Origin of the sequence: Kribbella sp. NPDC051770 (assembly GCF_040681455.1) — a bacterium.
Classification (GTDB): domain Bacteria; phylum Actinomycetota; class Actinomycetes; order Propionibacteriales; family Kribbellaceae; genus Kribbella.
Map to the genome: position 1 here is coordinate 1,079,351 of NZ_JBFAYT010000001.1, position 20,858 is coordinate 1,100,208.

Annotated in this window: 21 protein-coding genes; 7 read left to right on the top strand and 14 right to left on the bottom strand. The window is 70.0% G+C overall.

The features are described from left to right. Positions 1-11: 11 nt before the first annotated feature. A complete protein-coding gene (locus AB0M01_RS05205; protein ID WP_363665616.1) occupies positions 12-545 on the top strand; it encodes a dihydrofolate reductase family protein in 534 nt (177 codons plus the stop codon). Here AB0M01_RS05205 and AB0M01_RS05210 read toward each other — a convergent pair. After that, positions 532-825: a hypothetical protein gene (locus AB0M01_RS05210; protein WP_363665618.1), complete on the bottom strand. Its 294-nt coding sequence runs from the start codon at positions 823-825 to the stop codon at positions 532-534. The two genes, AB0M01_RS05205 and AB0M01_RS05210, sit on opposite strands and share 14 nt — an antisense overlap. Positions 826-899: 74 nt before the next feature. On the opposite strand from AB0M01_RS05210, the gene AB0M01_RS05215 reads away from it, so the two are divergent. Then, complete coding sequence (locus AB0M01_RS05215; protein WP_363665620.1) at positions 900-1,430, top strand: GNAT family protein; 531 nt, start codon at positions 900-902, stop codon at positions 1,428-1,430. Here the strand turns inward: AB0M01_RS05215 and AB0M01_RS05220 are convergent. After that, positions 1,420-2,184: a methyltransferase domain-containing protein gene (locus AB0M01_RS05220; RefSeq protein WP_363665622.1), complete on the bottom strand. Its 765-nt coding sequence runs from the start codon at positions 2,182-2,184 to the stop codon at positions 1,420-1,422. The genes AB0M01_RS05215 and AB0M01_RS05220 overlap by 11 nt on opposite strands. A 16-nt stretch (positions 2,185-2,200) precedes the next feature. Then, complete coding sequence (locus AB0M01_RS05225) at positions 2,201-3,133, bottom strand: SDR family oxidoreductase (protein ID WP_363665624.1); 933 nt, start codon at positions 3,131-3,133, stop codon at positions 2,201-2,203. A 94-nt stretch (positions 3,134-3,227) separates the two neighbouring features. Here AB0M01_RS05225 and AB0M01_RS05230 point away from each other — a divergent pair, with 94 nt between their 5' ends. Beyond that, positions 3,228-3,917 carry a TetR family transcriptional regulator gene (locus AB0M01_RS05230; RefSeq protein WP_363665626.1) on the top strand — a complete coding sequence of 230 codons (690 nt, stop codon included), beginning with the start codon at positions 3,228-3,230 and terminating at the stop codon, positions 3,915-3,917. Here AB0M01_RS05230 and AB0M01_RS05235 read toward each other — a convergent pair. Then, entirely contained in the window at positions 3,883-4,722 is an 840-nt protein-coding gene (locus AB0M01_RS05235) for an HAD family acid phosphatase (RefSeq protein ID WP_363665628.1), read from the bottom strand. The genes AB0M01_RS05230 and AB0M01_RS05235 overlap by 35 nt on opposite strands. 137 nt (positions 4,723-4,859) lie before the next feature. Here AB0M01_RS05235 and AB0M01_RS05240 point away from each other — a divergent pair, with 137 nt between their 5' ends. Next, entirely contained in the window at positions 4,860-6,038 is a 1,179-nt protein-coding gene (locus AB0M01_RS05240) for an MFS transporter (protein WP_363665630.1), read from the top strand. On the opposite strand, the gene AB0M01_RS05245 is transcribed toward AB0M01_RS05240, so the two are convergent. From AB0M01_RS05245 to AB0M01_RS05260, 4 genes are all read right to left on the bottom strand, one after another. After that, entirely contained in the window at positions 6,013-6,504 is a 492-nt protein-coding gene (locus AB0M01_RS05245; protein ID WP_363665632.1) for a GNAT family N-acetyltransferase, read from the bottom strand. The two genes, AB0M01_RS05240 and AB0M01_RS05245, sit on opposite strands and share 26 nt — an antisense overlap. A 17-nt stretch (positions 6,505-6,521) precedes the next feature. Continuing rightward, the gene (gene metH / locus AB0M01_RS05250) at positions 6,522-10,124 is read right to left on the bottom strand and encodes a methionine synthase (protein ID WP_363665634.1); all 3,603 of its coding nucleotides are present in this window, start codon (positions 10,122-10,124) and stop codon (positions 6,522-6,524) included. A gap of 145 nt (positions 10,125-10,269) precedes the next feature. Beyond that, positions 10,270-10,824, bottom strand: a complete 555-nt coding sequence (locus AB0M01_RS05255) for a TetR family transcriptional regulator (protein ID WP_363665636.1) — start codon at positions 10,822-10,824, stop codon at positions 10,270-10,272. Next, positions 10,821-12,236, bottom strand: coding sequence for an MFS transporter (locus AB0M01_RS05260; RefSeq protein WP_363665638.1), 1,416 nt, complete (start codon positions 12,234-12,236; stop codon positions 10,821-10,823). The genes AB0M01_RS05255 and AB0M01_RS05260 overlap by 4 nt, the downstream gene beginning before the upstream one ends. A gap of 398 nt (positions 12,237-12,634) precedes the next feature. On the opposite strand from AB0M01_RS05260, the gene AB0M01_RS05265 reads away from it, so the two are divergent. Then, positions 12,635-13,492 carry an NAD(P)-dependent oxidoreductase gene (locus tag AB0M01_RS05265; RefSeq protein WP_363665640.1) on the top strand — a complete coding sequence of 286 codons (858 nt, stop codon included), beginning with the start codon at positions 12,635-12,637 and terminating at the stop codon, positions 13,490-13,492. Between the two features lie 85 nt (positions 13,493-13,577). On the opposite strand, the gene AB0M01_RS05270 is transcribed toward AB0M01_RS05265, so the two are convergent. Together AB0M01_RS05270 and AB0M01_RS05275 are read right to left on the bottom strand one after the other, a co-directional pair. Beyond that, the gene (locus tag AB0M01_RS05270) at positions 13,578-14,945 is read right to left on the bottom strand and encodes a trypsin-like peptidase domain-containing protein (RefSeq protein WP_363665642.1); all 1,368 of its coding nucleotides are present in this window, start codon (positions 14,943-14,945) and stop codon (positions 13,578-13,580) included. A 128-nt stretch (positions 14,946-15,073) separates the two neighbouring features. Continuing rightward, the gene (locus tag AB0M01_RS05275; protein WP_363665644.1) at positions 15,074-15,646 is read right to left on the bottom strand and encodes a TetR family transcriptional regulator; all 573 of its coding nucleotides are present in this window, start codon (positions 15,644-15,646) and stop codon (positions 15,074-15,076) included. A gap of 101 nt (positions 15,647-15,747) precedes the next feature. Here AB0M01_RS05275 and AB0M01_RS05280 point away from each other — a divergent pair, with 101 nt between their 5' ends. Then, positions 15,748-16,575 carry an oxidoreductase gene (locus AB0M01_RS05280; RefSeq protein ID WP_363665646.1) on the top strand — a complete coding sequence of 276 codons (828 nt, stop codon included), beginning with the start codon at positions 15,748-15,750 and terminating at the stop codon, positions 16,573-16,575. Here the strand turns inward: AB0M01_RS05280 and AB0M01_RS05285 are convergent. Continuing rightward, positions 16,569-17,372 carry an alpha/beta hydrolase gene (locus AB0M01_RS05285; protein ID WP_363665648.1) on the bottom strand — a complete coding sequence of 268 codons (804 nt, stop codon included), beginning with the start codon at positions 17,370-17,372 and terminating at the stop codon, positions 16,569-16,571. The genes AB0M01_RS05280 and AB0M01_RS05285 overlap by 7 nt on opposite strands. A 10-nt stretch (positions 17,373-17,382) precedes the next feature. Then, positions 17,383-18,306, bottom strand: a complete 924-nt coding sequence (locus AB0M01_RS05290; protein WP_363665650.1) for a YafY family protein — start codon at positions 18,304-18,306, stop codon at positions 17,383-17,385. Positions 18,307-18,369: 63 nt separating this feature from the next. Between AB0M01_RS05290 and AB0M01_RS05295 the strand changes: the two genes are divergently transcribed. Next, positions 18,370-19,521, top strand: a complete 1,152-nt coding sequence (locus tag AB0M01_RS05295; RefSeq protein WP_363665651.1) for an epoxide hydrolase family protein — start codon at positions 18,370-18,372, stop codon at positions 19,519-19,521. On the opposite strand, the gene AB0M01_RS05300 is transcribed toward AB0M01_RS05295, so the two are convergent. Together AB0M01_RS05300 and AB0M01_RS05305 are read right to left on the bottom strand one after the other, a co-directional pair. Beyond that, positions 19,502-19,921: a nitroreductase family deazaflavin-dependent oxidoreductase gene (locus AB0M01_RS05300; protein ID WP_363665653.1), complete on the bottom strand. Its 420-nt coding sequence runs from the start codon at positions 19,919-19,921 to the stop codon at positions 19,502-19,504. The two genes, AB0M01_RS05295 and AB0M01_RS05300, sit on opposite strands and share 20 nt — an antisense overlap. Before the next feature lie 28 nt (positions 19,922-19,949). Next, positions 19,950-20,858: a ribonuclease Z gene (locus tag AB0M01_RS05305; protein ID WP_363665655.1), complete on the bottom strand. Its 909-nt coding sequence runs from the start codon at positions 20,856-20,858 to the stop codon at positions 19,950-19,952.

Here is a 20,858-nt window from a genome sequence, read left to right on the forward strand (position 1 = left end):
AAGGAATCCTGATGGCCAAGACCCTGTACTCCGTCTCGATGTCGCTCGACGGCTTCATCGCCGGCCCCGGCGGCGACATGTCGTGGCTCACCGGCCACCTCGGCCCGAACCCGCTGGTCGGTGAGCTGCTCGGCGACATCGGCGCCCTCCTGGTCGGCGCCACGACGTACGGCGGCGACGATCCGCACAAGGACGACGAGGGCGCCGGCCAGGCGTTCGGCGGCGGCTGGGAGGGACCGCAGTACGTCGTCACGCACCACCCCGGCGCCGACACCGACGACCTGTTCTTCGTCCCCGACGTGCTCACCGGGCTCGACCGCGCCGAGGCCGCCGCCGGGGACAAGTACGTGAACGTCATGGGCGCCGACATCGCGCGGCAGTGCCTCGAGGCGGGCCGGCTCGACGAGATCCTGACGATCGTCGTACCGGTCCTGCTCGGCGGCGGCACTCCCCTCCACCGCGGCGACCAGGTGCAGCTCGAGCGCATCCACCACAGCGCCGTACCGCAGGCGAACAACCTGTGGTTCAAGGTCAGTAGTCGCTAGCCGCCGAGAACATCACCGGCCGGACGTCGACGCCCGCGCCGTCCTGCGTCGCCTCGGGCAGCAACGCGGCGAGCTCCACGGCGCGGGCCGCGGAGTCGACGTCGAGCAGGTAGTAGGCATGGATCGGCGGCCCCGGCGTCCCGAGCGCGATGCCGAGCGACGGGTCGGCGAGCGTCTGGCCGTCGACCAGTTCGCCCGCGTCCTGGGCCGCGCGCCGGAACGCCGCGTGGTCCGGTGGGCAGGGCTGGTCGGCGGCGTGCAGGATCACCAGATACCTCATGCGGCGGGCTCCGATCGTCAGGCGCTGTCACCCAGGGGTCGAGACCGGGCCGCGGATTTTGACATCATCGGCGGATGATCCTGGCGACGGAGCGGTTGGTGCTGCGCAGATTCACCGAGGACGACGCCGCGGCGTTGTCGGCGTACCGGTCGGTGCCGGAGGTGGCGCGCTACCAGTCGTGGGACGCGCCGTTCTCGCTGGAGCAGGCGGTCGAGACCGTGCGCTCGTACGCCGAGGGCGATCCCGACGCGCCGGGCTGGTTCCAGTACGCGATCGACCTGGACGGCGTACTGATCGGCGACATCGGGCTGCACCTGGCCGACAACCTGCAGCAGGCCGAGCTCGGGTTCACCCTGGCGCCGGCGTACCAGGGTCAGGGGTACGCCGCCGAGGCGGTCGGCGCGCTGCTCGACCGGTTGTTCACCGAGAAGAACCTGCACCGGGTCTCGGCCGAGTGCGACGCCCGCAACGACGCGTCGGCGCGACTGCTGGAACGGCTCGGCTTCGAGCGCGAAGGACTGCGCCGCGCGGCGAGCTGGTGGAAGGGTGAATGGACCGACGACCTGCTCTTCGGCCGCCTGCACCCGGATTGGCCTAGGAGCTGATTCCCCGCACGGCCCAAGCCCGCGCGGTCAGCCGGATCGACCCGTCGGGCTCGACCGGAAGCCTCTCCTGCAAGGCGATCCGGATCTCCTCGCGGGTCCCGTCGTCGACCGTGCTCAGGTACGCCGGCGCCGCACCCTGCCCGCCGAGGAACGGCGTCCAGTAGTCCTCGAACGACGTGAACACCGTCGGCACCGTGATCCCCCGGCTCGCCACGTCGGCGAAACCGGCCCCGGTGAACATCTCCTCCAGCGCGTCCGGCCGGCAGAACGGGAACCGGGTCGCCTCGTTCAGGTCGCGCCACGCGGGATCGACCTCGCCCGCGACCTCCCAGAAGTGCGTCATCAGCTGCATGCCCTCGGCGTAGTCCCACACGTACGCCGCGACGACGCCGCCGACCCCGTGCAGCCTGCGCAGCAAGGCCTCCCGGTCCGGCACGAAGTTCAGCACCAGCCCGGAGACGACCACGTCGAACGACCCGTCGGTCAGGTCCTCGGCGGCCCGGACCTCGAAGGTCGCCTCGGGGACCGTCCGGCGCGCGTACTCCAGAAACCCTTCCGAGCGGTCGATCCCGAGCACCGAGGCCGGTTCGGCATCCCGTACGACGGTGCCGGTGAGCGCCCCGGTTCCGCAGCCGACGTCGAGCCAGCGCAGGCCGGGCGGCTGGTCGAGCCAGGCGACGAACTCCGTCGCGACCAGCCGGCTCCAGCGTCCGACGTACGGCTCGTACTGCTCACCACTGGCCCATCGCTCCATTCGGAAAGGCTAGAACTCAAGCCGCGATCGCGGGAAGGGACAAGCCCGTCAGTTCCTCGGCCTTGGCCCACAAGCGCAACGAGACCTCGTCGTCGAGCGCGGTCCGCGGCGTCTTCGCGATGTCGGCCGGGCCAACCAGGCCGAACAACCCCGACGGCCCGTAGTACGAACCGGGCTGCGCGGTGGGATCGGTCGCGGCGACGAGCAACGGCTCGGCACCCTGCTCGACTCCCTGCGAGGGCAGCGGGTTCCAGCGGAACAGGATGCGGTTCGCCAGCGCGGGCCGTTCGCGGCCGAGGGTCGCGCCCGCGGTCTGCAGGTTCGTCCGGGTGAAGCCCGGGTGCGCGATCGTGCTGAGCAGCGGCCAGCCGCGCTCGGCGGCGATCGTCGCGAGCCGCCGGCCCATCATCAGGTCGGCCAGCTTCGACTGGGAGTACGCGCGGGCCGGGCTGTACCGGCGGCGCTCCCACTGCAGGTCGTCGAAGTCGATCCGGCCCCAGTTGGCCACGCCGCTGCTCATCGTCGCGACCCGCGGCGCGGGCGCCTGCAGCAGCAACGGCAGCAGCCGCAGCGTCAGCGCGAACGGCCCGACGAAGTTGCTGCCGAACTGCAGCTCGAAACCGTCGGCCGTGCTGTGCCGCTCCGGCGGCGTCATCACGCCCGCGTTGTTGACCAGGAGATCCAGCGGTACGCCGTCCGCGAGCAGACCGTCGGCGAACTCCCGCACCGACGCGAGGTCGGCCAGGTCGATCCGGCGCACCTCCAGCTGTACGCCGGGGTGCCGCTCGAGGATCTCGGCCCGGGCCGCTTCGCCCTTCGCGACCGTGCGCACGGCCATCACCACGCGGGCGCCGGCCGCGGCCAGCCGCCGCGCGGTCTCCTTGCCGGTACCGCTGTTGGCGCCGGTGACGACGGCGTACTTGCCGCTCTGGTTCGGGACGTCGTACATGATCGCTCCTTTAAAAGACTGCCGGTCTGTTGTCGTCGACGCTAACAGACCGTTGGTCTGATGACAAGAGACCGGCGGTCTGTAGACTGGCGGCATGACCTTCCAGCGGGCGCGCAGCGAGGAGCAGCGGGCCGAACGGCGACGGGTGATCCTGCGGACGGCGACGGAGATGCTGGCCGAGCAGCCGGTCGCCCAGCTGACCCTGAACGAGCTGAGCCGCCGCGTCGGCCTGGCGAAGTCGAACGTGCTGAACTACTTCGAGTCGCGCGAGGCCGTGCTGCTCGAGCTGATGAACGTCGAGACCGCCGCCTGGCTGGACGCGCTCGAGACCGAGCTCACGAAGGTCGCCCCGGCCGCGCCGATCGAGCAGCGCGGCGAGCAGCTGGTGAGCACGCTGGTGGCGACGCTGACCGCGCGGCCGATGCTGCTGGAGCTGACCAGCGCGCAGGCCGCCGTGCTGGAGCACAACATCTCGACGGAGATCGCGCTGCAGTACAAGCGCGCGGCGTCGGCGGACTACCGGCGGATGGTCGCGGCGGCGCTGTCCGCCGTACCGGAGCTGGGCGAGGAGGCCGCGGCGCGCTTCATCGCGTCGGCGGCGTTGCTGGCCGGAGCGTACTGGACGCACTCACGGCCGTCGGCCGCGGTGCTCGCGGCGTACGAGGCCGCGCCAGAGCTGACCGCGTTGCGGATCGAGTTCGAGCCCGCGCTGCGGTTCGCTCTGGACGGCCTGCTGTTCGGGCTGGTGCCTAGGGCAAGTAGTAGTTCGGGTTCGGGAGCTTGAAGGTCCGGTCGGCGTAGCCGCCCTTGAGGTCGCTGAACTGGTCGCCGAAGTTCGCGACGATGTCGTAGCCGAGCGACTCGATGTGCGCGCGGGTCGCCGACTTGTAGTGGATCGTCGTGCAGGACCCGTTCGGGTCGGCGGCACAGGCCTTCTTCAGGTACGCCGGGTAGTCGGTGACGGCCGGCTTGGTGAACAGCCCGTCCTCACCGTTCTTCAGGCCGGTCGGCTTCGGGTAGCCCGCGTCGATCCCGACACCGTCCGCGGTCAGGTTGCCGAGCGTCGCCTGCTCCTGCGCCGCACCGCGACCGGTGAGGAAGAAGACGGCGTACCCCTCACGCTCGGCGGTCTTCACCAGATCGACCATGCCCGGCACGGCCGGGAACTTCTGCTCGGTGACGAACTGCCCGTTGGTGGTCGGGTTGAACGCCCAGTTGCTGGCGATCTCGTAGTTCCAGGTGGCCAGCGCGGTGTCGTCGACGTCGAGCAGGATCGCCTTCGTCCCCCGCGTGTGGTGCCGCGTCGAGATCCACCGCTTCCCGTCGGCGGCGACCCCGCGCGCCTCCTTCGCGTAGTTGCTGTCCGCCGCGAACTCCCCACTGCCGAGCGGGTCGCCGTAGTAGTTGCGCAACTGCTGCCGCAGTACGTCGATGTTGGTGACCTGCCGCTCGGTCCGCGGCGTCGACGTCTGAATCGCAGGCTGCTGCGCGGCAACACCCGCCGAGTAGGCGACCCCACCGGCGACCGAGGCGATCGCCACGGCCGCCCCGGCGACCAGCAACGGCCTGCGCCAAGAACGCTTGAACATGATGTCTCCCCACAAAAAGATTGCTGACCAATGCAAGCTAACCCCTCAGCGGTCATCCAGTCATCGAGACACCGGCACCGGCCGCACGACAGTGGTTTAGATTTCAGTTTTGACAGGAGTCTTCTTAAGGGTGGCTGATGACGCGGGGTTCCAACTTCCGGCTGTACTTCGCGGCGCGGACCACCTCGTTGCTCGGGGACGCGATGATCCCGGTGGCGCTGTCGGTCGGGGTGCTGGACGCCGGGTACGGCGCGACCGGCGTCGGGTACGCGCTCGGGGCGTGGCTGGCGGCGGTGGCGTTGTGCATGCTGTTCGGTGGTGTGCTCGCCGACCGGTTCACGCCGCGGCGGATGATGGTGCTCGCCGACTTCGCGCGGTTCGGGCTGCAGGCGTTGACGGCGGTGCTGTTCGCGGTCGGTACGCCGTCGCTGCTGCTGATCGTGGTGCTGCAGTTCCTCAGCGGCGCGGCGACCGCGATGTTCCAGCCGGGTGTCGCGAGCATGGTGCCGCAGGTCGCCGACGACGTGCAGCGGGCGAACGGGACGCTCCGGATCGCGGAGTCGATGGCCGGTGTGCTCGGGCCGGCGCTGGCCGGCGTACTGGTGAGCGTGTCCGGCCCCGCGGTCGTCTTCGCGATCTATGCCGCGACGTACGCCGTGAGCGGTGCGTGCCTGCTCGCGCTGAAGCTCGACACCGCGCCGCTGGCGATGGCCTCCTCGTTCCTCGGCGAGCTGGCCGCGGGCTGGCAGGCGTTCCGGGAACGCACCTGGCTGTGGTCGGTGATCGCGATCTTCGGCCTGTACGGCTGCTTCGTCGTCGGTACGTCGCTGCCGATCGGCGCCGAGCTGGTGATCGGCCACCTGAGCTCGACCGCGCTCGGCCTCGGCCTGGCGGCGTTCGGCGCCGGCGGCGCGATCGGCGGGACGGTCGCGATCCGCTTCCGGCCGCGGCGCCCACTCGCGGTCGGTTCGATCGGGTGGGCGCTCTTCGCGATCTACCCGCTGATCCCCGCGCTCGAGCCGACGCTTGTGGTGCTGATGATCGGCTGGTCGATCGCCGGTGCGGGGATCGCGTTCTGGTCGGTGCTGTGGTCGACCACCGTGCAGACGCAGGTGCCGCCCGACCTGCTGAACCGCGTCTACGCGTACGACGTCGCCGGGTCGCTCGTCACGATGGCGCTCGGGCGCACGCTCGCCGGGCCGATCGCCGGGGTGACCGGCGCGGTCCCTCTGATGGTCTTCGCCACGGGGCTCGGGCTGGTGTGCGCGGCGCTGCTGCTCGTCGTACCGGCTACTCGCCGGCTGCAGGTGCGCTGACGGTCTTCACGTACCGGTGGCAGGGCACGGGGAGCGTGCCGCCGTCGACCGCGGCCTGGTACTCGAAGGCGCCGTCGTCGGTCCAGCCGGAGCGCTCGTAGAACCGCCGGGCCCGACCGTTGCCGGTAGCAACGGCCAGCCAGGCGTGGGGGTGTCCGGCCTGCGCTACTTGACGTTCTGCTTCGGCAAGTAGGAGACCAGCAACACCTGATCCGCGGTGCTCCGAGGAGACGTAGACCTGCTCGACCTCGTCGCCGGAGACGATCACAAACCCGGCCACTACTTGTTCTACGGTGGCGACTGTTGTCTCAGAGGTTCTCTCGGCGGCGCGGGTCCAGAAGGTGTCCTTGGTGCGGACGGCGCTCAGTTCCTCGGGGACGTTCCCGTCGTGGCCGTCGTGCCAGCCGGTGAACCAGATGGCGGCGACGGCCTCGGTGTCTTCGGTGGTGGCGGGGCGCACGTGCATGCGCCCCACCGTGCCACCTACTGCGGGTCGTACGCCAGGTTCGGGCGCAGCCAGCGCTCCATCTCGTCGAGCTCCAGGCCGCGGCGCTTGGCGTAGTCCTCGACCTGGTCGCGGCCGAGCCGCCCGACGCTGAAGTACCGCGCGGACTCGCTGGCGAAGATCAGGCCGGAGACGGCCGCGGCCGGGGTCATCGCGTACGACTCGGTCAGGCCGAGGCCGATCTTCTCGGCCTCGATCAGCTCGAAGAGCTCCTTCTTCTCGCTGTGGTCCGGGCTCGCCGGGTAGCCCAGCGCGGGCCGGATGCCGCGGAACCGCTCGGCGTGCAGGTCCTCCAGCACCGGGACGACGTCCGGCTCGAACCACGCCTTGCGGGCCTCCAGGTGGATCCACTCGGCGAACGCCTCGGCCAGCCGGTCGGCCAGCGCCTTCACCATGATCGCCCGGTAGTCGTCGTTCTTGGCCTCGTACGCCGCCGCCAGCTCCTCGGCGCCGTGGATCGCGACCCCGAACCCACCGAGGTGGTCGCCGGACGGCGCGATGTAGTCGGCCAGGCAGCGGTTGTGCCGGCCGGCCGGCTTCTCGGTCTGCTGGCGCAGCATCGGGAACGACAGCCCGCGGTCGTCGAGCACGATGTCGTCGCCCTCGCTGTGCGCCGGCCAGAACCCGTACGCGCCCTCGGCGGTGAACGATCCGTCGGCGATGATCTGGTCGAGCAGCGTGTTCGCGTCGTCGAACAGCTCCTTGGCGACCGGGTTGTCCAGGATCGCCGGGTACTTGCCCTTCAGCTCCCAGGCCAGGAACAGGAACTGCCAGTCGATCATCTCGCGCAGCGTCTCCAGGCTGGGCGTCTCGCGCCGCAGCCCGGTGAACGCGGGCACCGGCAGTTCGCCGTACTCGACCGGTTCGGCGTTGGCCCGGGCCTGCTCGACGGTCAGCAACGGTGCGCGCTGCTTGTTCGCGTGCTGCTCGCGGAGCCGGTCCTGGTCCTCACGGTTGCTGACGGCCAGCGCTGCCGCGCGGTCCTCGTCGAGCAGGTCCGACATCACGCCGACCACCCGGGAGGCGTCCAGCACGTGCACCGTGGTCTGGTCGTACGCCGGGGCGATCCGCACCGCCGTGTGCTGCTTGGACGTCGTCGCGCCACCGACCAGCAGCGGCAGCTTCAGCCCGCGGCGCTGCATCTCCGCGGCGACCGAGACCATCTCGTCCAGCGACGGCGTGATCAGCCCGGACAGGCCGATCGCGTCGGCCCCCTCAGCGATCGCGGTGTCCAGGATCTTCGCGGCCGGCACCATCACGCCGAGGTCGATCACCTCGTAGTTGTTGCAGCCGAGCACCACGCCGACGATGTTCTTGCCGATGTCGTGCACGTCGCCCTTGACCGTGGCCATCACGACCTTGCCCTGCCCGCGGAACGCCTCCTCGCGGCCCTCCAGCCGGGCCTGCTCCTTCTCGGCCTCCATGAACGGCTCCAGGTAGGCGACCGAGCGCTTCATCACCCGGGCGCTCTTCACCACCTGCGGCAGGAACATCTTGCCGGAGCCGAACAGGTCGCCGACGATGCTCATCCCGTCCATCAGCGGGCCCTCGATCACCTGCAGCGGCCGCGGGTACTGCTGCCGGGCCTCCTCGGTGTCCTCCTCGACGAAGTCGACGATGCCGTGCACGAGCGCGTGCGACAGCCGCTCCTGGACGGTGCCCTCGCGCCAGCTCAGGTCGACCTCGCGCTTGGTGCCCTGGCCCTTCACGTTCTCGGCGAACGCGACCAGCCGGTCGGTGGCGTCGTCGCGGCGGTCGAAGATGACGTCCTCGACCAGCTCCAGCAGGTCCTTCGGGATGTCCTCGTAGACCGCCAGCTGGCCGGCGTTCACGATGCCCATGTCCAGGCCGACCTTGCCGGCGTGGTACAGGAACGACGAGTGCATCGCCTCGCGGACGACGTCGTTGCCGCGGAACGAGAACGACAGGTTCGAGATGCCGCCGCTGATGTGGACGCCCGGACAGCGCTCCTTGATCTGCGGCAGCGCCTCGATGAAGTTCTTGGCGTAGCCGTTGTGCTCGGACATCCCGGTCGCGACGGCCAGCACGTTCGGGTCGAAGATGATGTCCTCGGCCGGGAAGCCGATCCCGGTCAGCAGGTCGTACGCGCGGGCGCAGATCTCGACCTTGCGCTCGACGGTGTCGGCCTGGCCCTGCTCGTCGAAGGCCATCACGACCGCGCCGGCGCCGTAGCTCATGATCCGGCGGGCCCGGTCGAGGAACTCCTCCTCGCCCTCCTTGAGGCTGATCGAGTTGACCACGCCCTTGCCCTGCACGCACTTCAGGCCGGCCTCGAGCACCGACCACTTCGAGCTGTCGATCATGATCGGGATCCGGGCCACCTCGGGCTCGGTCGCGATCAGGTTCAGGAACGTGGTCATCGCCTGCTCGCTGTCCAGCAGGTCGGCGTCCATGTTCACGTCCAGCAGGTTCGCGCCACCGCGGACCTGCTCCAGCGCCACGTCGACCGCGGCCTGGTGGTTGTCACCCTCGATCAGCCGGCGGAACTTCGCCGAGCCGGTCACGTTGGTGCGCTCGCCGATCATCACGAAGCCGGTGTCCTGGCCGATCGAGAACGGCTCCAGGCCGCTGAACCGGGTCCGGTCGTACGGCGCGGCCACCTCGCGCGGCGTCACCCCGCGGACCGACTCGGCGATCGCGGCGATGTGCGCGGGCGTCGTACCGCAGCAGCCGCCGACCAGGTTGACCAGGCCGGACTGCGCGAACTCCTCGAGCATCCCGGCGGTCTGGTCCGGCGTCTCGTCGTACCCGCCGAAGGCGTTCGGCAGGCCGGCGTTCGGGTGGGATGCGACGTAGGTGTCGGCGAACCGGGCCAGGTCGGCCACGTGCGGGCGCATCTCGTGCGCGCCGAGCGAGCAGTTCACGCCGACGACCAGCGGCTTGGCGTGCTCGATCGAGCTCCAGAACGCCTCGACGGTCTGGCCGGACAGCGTGCGGCCGGACAGGTCGACGATCGTCACCGAGATCCACAGCGGCAGCTCAGGGGCGACCTCCTGGGCGGCGGCGATCGCGGCCTTGCAGTTCAGGGTGTCGAAGATGGTCTCGATCAGCAGCAGGTCGACGCCGCCGTCGCGGAGCGCGGCGATCTGCTCGGCGTACGCCGCCTTGACCTGCTCGAACGTCACCGCCCGGTACGACGGGTCCTCGACCCGCGGGGACAGCGACAGCGTGACGTTCAGCGGGCCGATCGAGCCGGCCACGAACCGGCCACCGAACTCGTCGGCGGCCTGGCGGGCCAGCCGGGCGCCTTCCAGGTTCATCTCGCGGACCAGGTGCTCCAGGCCGTAGTCGGCCTGACCGATGCTGGTCGCGGTGAAGGTGTTGGTGGTGGTGATGTCGGCGCCGGCGTTCAGGTACTGCCGGTGCACGTCGAGGATGACGTCCGGCCGCATGATGTTCAGCAGGTCCGGGTCACCGGTCACGTCATGGGTGTGGTCACCGAAGCGGTCGCCCTGGTAGTCCTCCGGCGTCAGCTTCGCGCCCTGCAGCATCGTGCCCCACGCACCGTCCAGCACCGCGATGCGCTGGTCGAGCAGGTCTCGCAACGAGCTTGTGGTCACCCTTGGCCTCCAGAAGATTCCCGGAGGCGCCCTTGCGTGTGCTGATCAGGACGAGCGTGGCGGGCCTCCGGCCCGTTGCAGCGCCTCTCGGCCCAAGGAAAGATCGTACTGGCCCGAGCGCCCGGAAACACCACAAAATGTCCAGTTAGTGAGACTGCTGTCCATTCTGGTCGATCAGGTGCTGCAGGGCCGGGCCATAGAGGTCGGCGAGCAGCTCCGGGTCAGCGGCTGCGGCTTCGCCGGATTTCTGGACGGCGAGCAGGGCGCCGAGGCCGAGCAGGTGCGCGACGATCAGCTCGGCGCGCAGCTCGCGATCGGCGCCCTCGAGGTTGTCGGCGAAAACTCGCACGACCTGCTCGTGGAAGCGGTCGCGCATCATCTTCCGCTCGTCGCCGTCGCCGGCCGCGAAGACGACCCGGACCATCAGGTCGCTGTCGTGCTCGCGCCGCCAGCGGACCAGCGTCAGCACGGCGTGCCGCCCGAGCTCGGCGTTCGGCGCCGCGACCAGCAGCTGCCCGGCGTCCCCGAAGTCGGCGACGACGTCGAAGAGCTGATCCTTGCCGCCGTAGTGCTTGACGATCAGCGACGCGCTGACGCCGGCGTCGGCGGCGATCCCCCGCAACGTCACCGCGGCGTACGGCTGCCGCGCGAACGCGCGCTTGGCCGCTCTGAGGATCGCGGTCCGGCCGTCGTCGCTCATGTCACGGTCTCCACCAGTACCGCGGCCTTGCGCCGCGCAGGAATCAGCAAGGTGAGAACGATCGCCACCAGCGCCGCCGTACCGGCGATCACGAACACGATCAGGTAGGCGTCGAGCGTCGGCGCCGTGTGTCCTGCGTGCGTCGCCACCACCGTGCTCAGCACCGTCGCGACGACCGCGCTGCAGACAGCCTGCCCGATCGTGCGCATCAACGTGTTGAGGCCGTTCGCCGCGGCCGTTTCGGTCACCGGCACAGCATGCATGATCAGAGCGGGCAACGCCGAATACGCGACCGCCGTCCCCGCCGAGACCACGGTCGCTCCGGCCACGATCGCGATCAGGTTCTCACTGGTGAACAGCCGTACGACGTACCCGGCAGCCATCAGCGCCGCCGCGAACGCCAGCGTGAACCGCGGGCCGCGCGCGGCGGAGATCCGCGCCGAGACCGGCGAGAGCAGCACCATCGCGACGCCGCCCGGCAGCAGACACAACCCGCTCACCACGATCGACGCACCGAGCCCGTAGCCGGTCGACACCGGCTCCTGGACGAGCTGTGCGGTCGACAACGAGTTCGCGTAGAAGGCGAAGCCGATCAGCAGCGCCGCGAGATTGGTGAACAACACAGCCGGTCGCGCGGACACCCGAAGGTCGACCAGCGGGCTCGCCGTACGCAGCTCGAAGAACACCCACAACGGCACCACCACGAGCGCCCCCGCGAAGGTCGCGATCGTCGCCGCCGATCCCCATCCCCAAGCACTCCCCTTGGAGACAGCCAGCAGCAGACAAACCAGGAACGCGCTCAGCCCGAGCGCCCCCAGCACGTCGAACCGCCCACTGGTCCGCAGCTTCGACTCCGGCACGATCAGCAGCACGACGAGGATGTCGAGCACGCCGAGGCCGGCGCAGATCCAGAACATCGTGTGCCAGTTTGCGTACTCGACCACCAACGTCGCCGCCGGAATCCCGAACGCCGCCCCGACCCCGAGCGTCGAGCTCATGATCGCGATCGACGGAATCACCCGCTCGGCCGGCAGCTCGTCCCGCAGAATGCTGATCCCCAACGGCACCACAGCCACCGCCGCGCCCTGGAACGCCCGCCCCACCACCAGCACCGCCAGCACCGAGCTCGTTGCACAAAGCAACGACCCCAGCACCATCGACACCAGCGCGACCAGCAGCACCTTGCGCTTCCCGTACATGTCCCCCGCCCGCCCGAGCAGCGGCGTGAACACAGCACCGGTCAGGAGCGTCACCGTCAACAACCAGCTCACATCAGCCGGCTTGCTGTGCGTCAGCCCCGGCAACTCGGGCAGCAGCGGCACGACGATGGTCTGCATCACCGAGACGAGCACGCCGCAGGAGGCGAGCGCGGCAAGGATGAGACGAGGATGGGCGGCGGGCCGAACAGTCAACGGGGCGTCCTCACAGGCGGAGATGAACAAACGTTCACCTCCAGAGTAAACAACCGTTCACCGCGGGCGCGACTCCGGACCCGCCATGCTTCTGCCGCGCTCCCGCCGGGGCGGCCGGGGTGAGAGCCGCCGAGCCCGATGCGGCCCGAGCAGAGGTGGTGGGCTGCGGACGTCCACCACTCAGTAACCACCGCCGGGTGGTGCGGTCGCGGGCGCGCTGGGCTCAGATGGGGTGAGCTGTGGAGGGTTAGTGAGTGGTGGAGGTCCGGCTGCCAAGGCAGTCGGGCAGGTCAGCGGGGGCGGCGAGCTGAACCGTCCACTCTCTACCGCCTTTGGCCCACCGGAGCGGCTCGGTATTGGCCCATGGCCGTGGGCCGGTGTGGTTCTAGGGTGCTGGGGTGACTCGGATATTTCTGGCAGGGGCGACCGGGGTTGTCGGGCGGCGGTTGGTGCCGCGGCTGGTGGCGGGTGGGCATGCGGTGACCGCGTTGACCCGGCGTACGGCGGACGTGGAGGCGTTGCGGGCGCAGGGGGTCGAGGCGGTGGTCGGGGATGTTTTTGATGCCGACTCGCTGCGGGCGGCTGTGGTTGCGGCGGGGCCTGAGGTGGTGATGCAGCAGCTGACGGATCTGGCGGGGCTCGACTTTGCGGCGAACGCTCGGCTGCGGAAGGTCGGGACGCGGAATCTGGTGGATGCGGCTCAGGCGGCGGGGGCGCGGCGGTTTGTCGTGCAGAGCATCGCTTGGGCGTACGAGGCCGGGGATGAGCCTGCGTCGGAAGGTACGCCGTTGGATGTGGACGCGGAGTCCGAGCGGCGGCGTGGGACTGTCGACGCGGTGCGGACGATGGAGGAGTTGGCGGCGACGCTGCCGGAGTACGTCGTACTGCGGTACGGGACGCTGTACGGGCCGGGGACTTGGTATGCGCCGGATGGGCTGACGGTTGAGCAGGTGCGCTCTGGGCAGGTGGTGGCGAACGCTGATGTGAGCAGCTTCCTGCACGTCGATGACGCGGCGGGGGCCGCGGTCGAGTCGCTCGGGTGGCCGTCTGGCGCGGTGAACGTGGTGGATGACACGCCGGCGCCTGCGAGTGAGTGGGTGCCTGCGTTCGCGCGGGCGGCGGGGCTGGCCGGACCAGAGCCGGTGAGTGCAGAGCGGACCGGTTGGGCCCGGGGCGCCGACAACTCGTACGCGCGCAAGGAGCTGGGATGGACGCCGCAGCACAGCTCGTGGCGTGAGGGGTTCGGTAGTGCCTGAGACAGACAGCAGCCGGGCCCGGGGCGCCTGAGGGGGGAGGCGCCGGCCGCGCCCGGTTTGTGCGGTCCGCTGGTTGGGGGAGGCGTCAGCGGACCGGTCCGGTGGTCAGTTCGATGTCAGCGGTGTGGCGCTGGCCGGACTGGTCGGTCCAGGTGACTGCGACCTTGTCGCCGGGGTGGTGCTCGTTGAGGGCGGTGGAGAGAGCTTCCGGGGAGTCGATCGTCTTGCCGCCCAGGGCGGTGATGACGTCGCCTGCGGACAGGCCCGCTGCGGCGGCCTTGCCGTTGGCGACCACGTCGTTGACCACCGCGCCCTGGTCGCCGTTGGTGAGAACGGTGATGCCGAGGATCGGGGAGTCGCCGATGTGAACGTCGGCCGAGGACTGGCCGGCCTCGATCTGGTCCGCGATGGCCATCGCTTGGTTGATCGGGATGGCGAAGCCTTGGGTTTGGCCGCTGCCGCCGCCGTCGCCCTGGGACTGGCCGCCGTCGCCCTGCGATTGGCCGTTGCCGAAGCCGCCGTTGCCCTGGGACTGCCCGTCGCCGAACCCGCCGTCGCCTTGGCCGAAGCCGTTGCCCTGGCCGAACCCGCCGTCACCGAAGCCCGGCGCGCTCGGGTCGAACGCCGTCTGACCAGCCCCACCCTGGTTCCCGTTCCCACCCGAGCCGGCGACGTCGACGCCGATCACCTCACCCGCCGAGTTGGCCAGCGGGCCGCCCGAGTCGCCGGCCTGGATGTTCGCGTCCGTCGCGATCAGCCCGGTCAGGTTCTCCGGGTTCTGACCCGACTCGTCCGTCGCTGTGATCGCCTGGTTGAGCGCAGTGACGTCACCCGGCGCGTAGCTCGGCTGCCCGCCCTTGCCGCCCGCGTTGCCGATGCCGACGACGTCGTCGCCGATCTTGACCGTCGAGGAGTCGCCGATCTTCGCGGTCTGCAGCCCGGACGCGTCCTTCAGCTTGAGCACCGCGATGTCGTGGCTGTCGTCGTACCCGACGACGCTGGCCTGGTACGTCTTGCCGTTCCCGACGTCGACCACGCTGATCTGCGTCGCGCCCTGGACCACGTGGTGGTTGGTGAGCACCTCGCCGTCCGGCGTCAGCACGATCCCGGTCCCGGCCGCCCGCGCTCCCTCGAAGCCGAGCACGGTGTTGATGTTGACCAGCCCGGGCGAGACCTTCGCCGCGACGTCCGCGGGGCTCAGCACCTGGGCGAGCTGCGAGGAGTTCGCGACGTGCTGGTCGATGCCCCAGGCGACCGAGCCGGCGACCAGCGCGGCCGCGAGGCCGAGCGCGCCGACCATCGCCGGCAGCCGGCGCCGCCGCTTCGGCGGTTGCGGCTGCTGCCACGGCCCGTACGGCGGCGGGTACTGCCCTTGCTGCCAAGGCCCCGGCTGCGGGTACCCGTACGACACGTACCCCGGCTGCCGCTGATCGTTCTGCCCCTGCTGGTCCATCGTCCCTGCGCCTCCTCAGGCTGTTCCTTCCTGAGATCGAGTAGACCGCGCCGACCTGAGAACCCGATCGGACGAACAGAGGAATCAGCTGAGAATCCGGTGTGCCCCGCAACACACGCCGAGGGCAACTATTTCGTGGCCGGCCCGACCAGGCGTTCGACCGCCGCGACGACGGCCCGCCGCCGGGCGGGCTGATCGGGCACCCCGGACTCGAACTCCGGGTTCATCGAGGACCAGCTGGTCGCGATCGCCTGCACCAGCGACAGCAGCTCGACCGGGCTGAAGTCACTCACCAGCGTCCCGGCCGCCCGCGCCCGCTCCAACTCTTCGAGCCGAGCCGCGTTGACCTCGAGCACCACCTCGAGCCGCGCACTCCCCGGCCGCTCCAGCCGGTACCAGACCGCCAGCCGCAGGTGATCCGGGGACGCCTCGAAGTAGTCGAACACCCGCCCCGCGTACGCCGGCAGGTCGTCCGCGCTGAACCCGACCTCGGCCAGGTACGCCTCGACGTACGCCGTGAACACCGCGTCGAACAGCCCGTCCTTGTTGCCGAAGTAGGCGTAGATCATCGCCTTGTTGCACCCGGCCAGCTCGGCGATCCTGTCCACCCGGGCGCCGGCGATCCCGACCTTGGCGAACTCCCCCGTCGCCGCCGCCAGAATCTCCCCCCGCGTCCGCTCCGCATCACGTGTTCGCCTCATCCTCGCAGCCTAGCAACCAACTGGTCAGTTGCTTAAATGTCTCGGAAGGTGTTTCATGGATGTATCCAACCAGTCAGTTAGTTAGCGAGAAGGAAACCAAGATGTCCAAGACGTGGCTGATCACCGGGAGTTCCCGCGGTCTCGGCAGGGAGTTGGCGGTGGCGGCACTCGAGGCGGGCGATCGTGTCGTGGCGACCGCGCGGACGCCCGAGCAGCTCTCCGACCTCACCGGCAAGTACGGCGATCAGGTGCGCGCCGTCGCGCTCGACGTGACCGACGCCGCGGCCGCTCGCGCGGCCGTCCAGGTCGCGCTCGACGCGTTCGGCGGGCTCGACGTCGTCGCGAACAACGCCGGGTACGCGAACAGCGTCGCGATCGAGGAGATGGCCGAGGACGACTTCCGGGCGCAGGTCGAGACCAACCTGTTCGGGGTCGTGAACGTGACCCGGGCGGCGTTGCCGGTGTTCCGGGAGCAGCGCGGTGGGCACTTCCTGCAGTTCTCGTCGGTCGGCGGGCGGGTCGGCGGTACGCCGGGCATGGGCGCGTACCAGACCGCGAAGTTCGCTGTCGAAGGGTTCAGCGAGGTGCTCAGCAACGAGGTGAAGCCGTTCGGGGTGAAGGTCACGATCATCGAGCCGGGCGGGTTCCGGACCGACTGGGGTGGTTCGTCGATGACGATCCCGCCGGTCGGGGCGGACTACGAGTCGACGGTCGGCGCGATGAACACCTACCGCCGCGAGACCGACGGCACCCAGCCCGGGGATCCGGCCAAGGCCGCCAAGGCGATCGTGGAGATCACCAACCTCGACAACCCGCCGCTGCGGCTGCTGCTCGGCAAGGACGCGCTCGAGGCGGTCCGGAAGTCCTCGGCCGCCCGCGCCGAAGAGGCCGAGCAGTGGGCCCATGTCAGCACGTCCACCGACTACTGAGTCAAGAAGGCATCGATCATCGCGTTCACCTCGGCCGGGTTCTCCAGCGCGGCCAGGTGCGCGGTCTTCTCCAGTACGGCGAACGTCGCGCCCGGGATCGCGTCGGCCATCGCCTGCGTCTCGGCGACTGGGAAGGTCGCGTCCTCGCGGCCGGCCACGACGAGCACTGGCGCCGTGATGGTGCCGAACAGCTCACGCTGGTCCGGCCGCCGGGGCACGACGCTGGTCACCGCGTGCCGCACCGAGGAGACGTCGGCCCGCGACGCCAGTTCGTTGACGAAGGCAACGGCCTCGGGTCGCTCCCGTTTGCTGGTCGGTCCGAGGAACGCGTCCCGGACGGGCCCGACCAGCGGCCCGCGCATCCCGCCGAGCAACTGCGCCGCCCGCACCAGTACGCCGTACTCGGCCTTCTGCCGCAGGCCGGCCGGGGACGCGGTCGCGTTCATCAGCACCGCACGATCGACGCGTGACGGGTGCAGTGCGGCGAAGGTGCCGCCGATCATCCCGCCCCACGAGTTGCCGACCAGATGCGCCCGGTCGATGCCGAGGGCATCGAGAATCTGGACGACGACCTGCGCGCACTCGGCGAAGCTGAACGAACCTGTCAGCGGGCTGCTCCCACCGTGCCCCGGCGGGTCCACCAGGACCACCCGGAACCGCTCAGCGAAGTACGCCGCCTGCGCGTTCCACAGCGTCCCGTCCATCAGCAGGCTCGGCCAGAACACCACCGCCGGCCCCTCACCCGAGACCCGCAAGCGGATCCGCCCGAGCACCGTCTCGACGTACTGGTCTTCCATGCGCTGGACTCTAAGCTCCCGCGAGCCGGGCCGCTACTGTCCGGGCATGCTCGGCGACCTCGGGTGGTGAGACGACCTCGACGGCGACGCCGAGCAGTCCCATGTAGAGGACGAGCTCGTCCAGCGAGTTGGAGCCGGTCCGGACCAGGCAGCTCGCAGAATCCACCGCCTCGATCGTCGCGACCGTCGACGAGAGCCGGTCGGCGACCGCAGCAGCAGAAGCGTGCACGCGGAAGACCGCCTGGTACTTGTAGCCACCGGAAGCGATCCCAGGAAGAGCTTCCGGAATCTCGCGCGGGGTGAACCGCGGCCCGGTCGGAATCCTCAACGTCATCCGATCCAGCCGATAGGTCCGCCAGTCGTCGCGATCCAGATCCCAAGCCGTCAGGTACCACCGCCGGCCCGTGTGAATTAACCGATGCGGCTCGACACTCCGCACACTCGCCGTCCCGTCGTGCGACCGGTAGTCGAACCGCAACCGCTGATGGTCCCGGCACACCGCAGCGACCACCAGCAACACCTCCGGGTCCACAACAGCACCCTGAGCAGCCGGTACGGCGACCGACTGCAGCAGCCGCACCCGGTGCCGCAGCCGAGACGGCAGCACCTGCTCCAGCTTCGTCAGCGCACGCACTGACGACTCCTCCAGCCCAGCCACTCCCCCGGCCGCCGAGCTCCGCAGCCCGATCGCCACCGCAACCGCCTCCTCGTCGTCCAGCAGCAACGGCGGCAACGACGCCCCGGCGCCCAGCCGATAGCCGGCGACACCAGGGACCGCCTCAACCGGGTAGCCGAGGTTGCGCAACTTGTCGACGTCCCGCCGTACGGTCCGGACGCCGACACCCAGCTCCAAAGCCAGCGTCGTCCCCGACCAGTCGCGCGGGGTCTGCAGCAGGGAGAGCAGCTTGAGCAGCCGCGCCGAGGTTTCCAACATGTCCCGAAGTCTGTCATCCAGCTAGGACCGAAGCTGTCCTAACCGGATGACAGAGTCATAGCCATGACGACGATCACCGAGTTCCGCCTCGACATCCCGCAGAGCACCCTCGACGACCTGCAGCGCCGGCTGACCGACGCGCGGCTCCCCATGGAACTTCCGGGCGACGGCTGGGACACCGGCGTCCCCGTCAGCTGGCTGAGCGGCCTCGTCGACTACTGGCGCACCGAGTACGACTGGCGCAAGGTCGAGCAGCAGCTCAACGAGTTCCCGCAGTACACGACCGAGATCGACGGGCAGCGGATCCATTTCCTGCACGTCCGCTCGGCCGAGCTGGACGCGCTGCCGCTGCTGCTGACGCACGGCTGGCCGGGCTCGTTCGTCGAGTTCGTCGACCTGATCGGTCCGCTGACCGACCCGGTCGCGCACGGCGGCGACGCGGCTGACGCCTTCCACGTCGTGATCCCGTCGCTGCCCGGTTTCGGTTTCTCGACGCCGGTCGTGGACGCGGGTTGGACCACCGAGCGGATCGGCCGGGCCTGGGCCGAGCTGATGAGCCGGCTGGGCTACGACCGGTACGGCGTCCAGGGCGGTGACATCGGCGGCGCGGTCTCGCCGCAGGTCGCCCGGGCCGACCGCGAGCGGGTCGTCGGCGTGCACGTCAACGGCGGGCCGGCGCTGCCGCCGTTCCCGCTGCCGGACGAGGAGCTCGCGACGCTGACGCCGCTGGAGCAGGACCGGATCGCGCGGGTCGGTGAGTTCATGCAGGAGCAGTTCGGCTACATCGCGATCCAGTCGACGCGGCCGCAGGCGCTGGCCTACGGGCTGGTCGACTCACCGGTCGGGCAGCTGGCCTGGATCATGGACAAGTTCCGCGAGTGGACGCACCCGCGGGCGACGCTGCCGGACGAGATCATCAGCCGCGACAAGCTGCTCACCAACGTGATGATCTACTGGCTGACCGGCTCGGCCGGTACGGCGGCGTACGTCGGGTACGCCCAGGGCGGCGCCTGGGGTGCTCAGCTGGAGAACTCCGGCGTCCCGACGGCGGCGATCATCTTCGCCCACGACGTCTGCATCCGGCGCTACGCCGAGCGCGAGAACACCATCGTGCGCTGGACGGACGTCGACCAGGGCGGCCACTTCGCCGCCCTGGAGGAGCCGGAGCTCCTGCTCGCCGACGTCCGGGAGTTCTTCAGGAGCGTTCGAGGATGACGATCTGGATCTTGCGGTTGGTCCTGGTCGTGTAGGTGTCGTAGTCCGGCCAGACCTCGACCATCTGCGGCCAGATCCTCATCCGCTCCTCGTCGGTCGCCACCCGGGCGCGGGCCGCGAACCGGTCGCCCTTGATCTGGACCTTCACGTCCGGGTCGGCGACCAGGTTGTGGTACCAGCCTGGGTGCTGCGGCGCGCCGCCCTTGGAGGCGACGATGGCGTAGCCCTCGTCGACCTGGCGGTAGATCAGCGCGTTCTTGCGCTCCTCGCCGGACTTGGCGCCGATCGTCGTCAGGACCAGGATCGTCGCGCCGTGGTCGCCCCAGTCGTAGCCGACCGCGCCGTCGCTGTCCTCGTACGCCTGGACGTGCTCGGCTCCGTACAGTTTCTGCTCTGCCATACGACGTGTAGCCAACCGGACACGCGATCTATTCCCGGCGCGGGACCGGAATCCGGGCCAGGTCCGCGGCGATCACGACCTCGCCGCCGAACTCAGCGCGGGCCTCCTCCTCGAACGGTTTCATGTCGGTGTAGCGCTGCGAGAAGTGCGTCAGCACCAGCGTCCGGACGCCGCACTCCTGCGCGACGCGCGCGGCCTGCCGGGCGGTCAGGTGCCCGAAGTTCCGGGCCAGCGTCGCCTCCGAGGACAGGTACGTCGACTCGATCACCAGCAGGTCCGCACCGTCGGCCAGCCGGAAGACGCTCTCGCACAACCGCGTGTCCATCACGAACGCGAACCGCTGCCCCCGCCGCGGTTCGCTGACCTGCTCGACGGTCACCGTCCGCCCGTCCACCACCAGCGACCCGGCCGCCTGCAACCGCCCGACCGCGGGCCCGCTCACGCCGTACGCCGCCAACTGCTCCGGCAGCATCCGCCGCCCGTCGGGCTCGACCAGCTGGTAACCGAACGCCTCGACCGGGTGCTCCAATCGGCGTACCCAGAGCTGACCGAACGAGCCGACCGAGAGCAGCCCTTCCTCGTCGATCGGCTCCTCGCGCAGCTCGGCCCGCTCGAAGAACGACGCGGCGTACCGGAGCCGGGTGAAGTACTCCTGCCCCGACGCCGGGTAGTGCGCGTGCACCGGGTGCGGTACCCCGTCGAGCGACAACCGCTGCACCACCCCCGGTACGCCGAGGCAGTGGTCGCCGTGGAAGTGCGTGACGCACAGCCGCGTGATCGCGCCGGCCGCGACCCCGGCGTACAGCATCTGGCGCTGGGTCCCCTCGCCCGGGTCGAACAGGAACCCCTCGGAGTCCCAGCGCAGGAAGTAGCCGTTCTGGTTCCGCTCCCGGGAGGCCACCTGGCTCCCGGTGCCGAGCACAACTAGTTCGCGCAC

What these genes read in the sequence shown, in the direction of transcription:
- AB0M01_RS05205 (WP_363665616.1), top strand. Translation starts at nt 12, where the DNA reads ATGGCCAAGACCCTGTACTCCGTCTCGATGTCGCTCGACGGCTTCATC.
- AB0M01_RS05210 (WP_363665618.1), bottom strand. Translation starts at nt 825, where the DNA reads ATGAGGTATCTGGTGATCCTGCACGCCGCCGACCAGCCCTGCCCACCG.
- AB0M01_RS05215 (WP_363665620.1), top strand. Translation starts at nt 900, where the DNA reads ATGATCCTGGCGACGGAGCGGTTGGTGCTGCGCAGATTCACCGAGGAC.
- AB0M01_RS05220 (WP_363665622.1), bottom strand. Translation starts at nt 2,184, where the DNA reads ATGGAGCGATGGGCCAGTGGTGAGCAGTACGAGCCGTACGTCGGACGC.
- AB0M01_RS05225 (WP_363665624.1), bottom strand. Translation starts at nt 3,133, where the DNA reads ATGTACGACGTCCCGAACCAGAGCGGCAAGTACGCCGTCGTCACCGGC.
- AB0M01_RS05230 (WP_363665626.1), top strand. Translation starts at nt 3,228, where the DNA reads ATGACCTTCCAGCGGGCGCGCAGCGAGGAGCAGCGGGCCGAACGGCGA.
- AB0M01_RS05235 (WP_363665628.1), bottom strand. Translation starts at nt 4,722, where the DNA reads ATGTTCAAGCGTTCTTGGCGCAGGCCGTTGCTGGTCGCCGGGGCGGCC.
- AB0M01_RS05240 (WP_363665630.1), top strand. Translation starts at nt 4,860, where the DNA reads ATGACGCGGGGTTCCAACTTCCGGCTGTACTTCGCGGCGCGGACCACC.
- AB0M01_RS05245 (WP_363665632.1), bottom strand. Translation starts at nt 6,504, where the DNA reads ATGCACGTGCGCCCCGCCACCACCGAAGACACCGAGGCCGTCGCCGCC.
- AB0M01_RS05255 (WP_363665636.1), bottom strand. Translation starts at nt 10,824, where the DNA reads ATGAGCGACGACGGCCGGACCGCGATCCTCAGAGCGGCCAAGCGCGCG.
- AB0M01_RS05270 (WP_363665642.1), bottom strand. Translation starts at nt 14,945, where the DNA reads ATGGACCAGCAGGGGCAGAACGATCAGCGGCAGCCGGGGTACGTGTCG.
- AB0M01_RS05275 (WP_363665644.1), bottom strand. Translation starts at nt 15,646, where the DNA reads ATGAGGCGAACACGTGATGCGGAGCGGACGCGGGGGGAGATTCTGGCG.
- AB0M01_RS05280 (WP_363665646.1), top strand. Translation starts at nt 15,748, where the DNA reads ATGTCCAAGACGTGGCTGATCACCGGGAGTTCCCGCGGTCTCGGCAGG.
- AB0M01_RS05285 (WP_363665648.1), bottom strand. Translation starts at nt 17,372, where the DNA reads ATGGAAGACCAGTACGTCGAGACGGTGCTCGGGCGGATCCGCTTGCGG.
- AB0M01_RS05290 (WP_363665650.1), bottom strand. Translation starts at nt 18,306, where the DNA reads ATGTTGGAAACCTCGGCGCGGCTGCTCAAGCTGCTCTCCCTGCTGCAG.
- AB0M01_RS05295 (WP_363665651.1), top strand. Translation starts at nt 18,370, where the DNA reads ATGACGACGATCACCGAGTTCCGCCTCGACATCCCGCAGAGCACCCTC.
- AB0M01_RS05300 (WP_363665653.1), bottom strand. Translation starts at nt 19,921, where the DNA reads ATGGCAGAGCAGAAACTGTACGGAGCCGAGCACGTCCAGGCGTACGAG.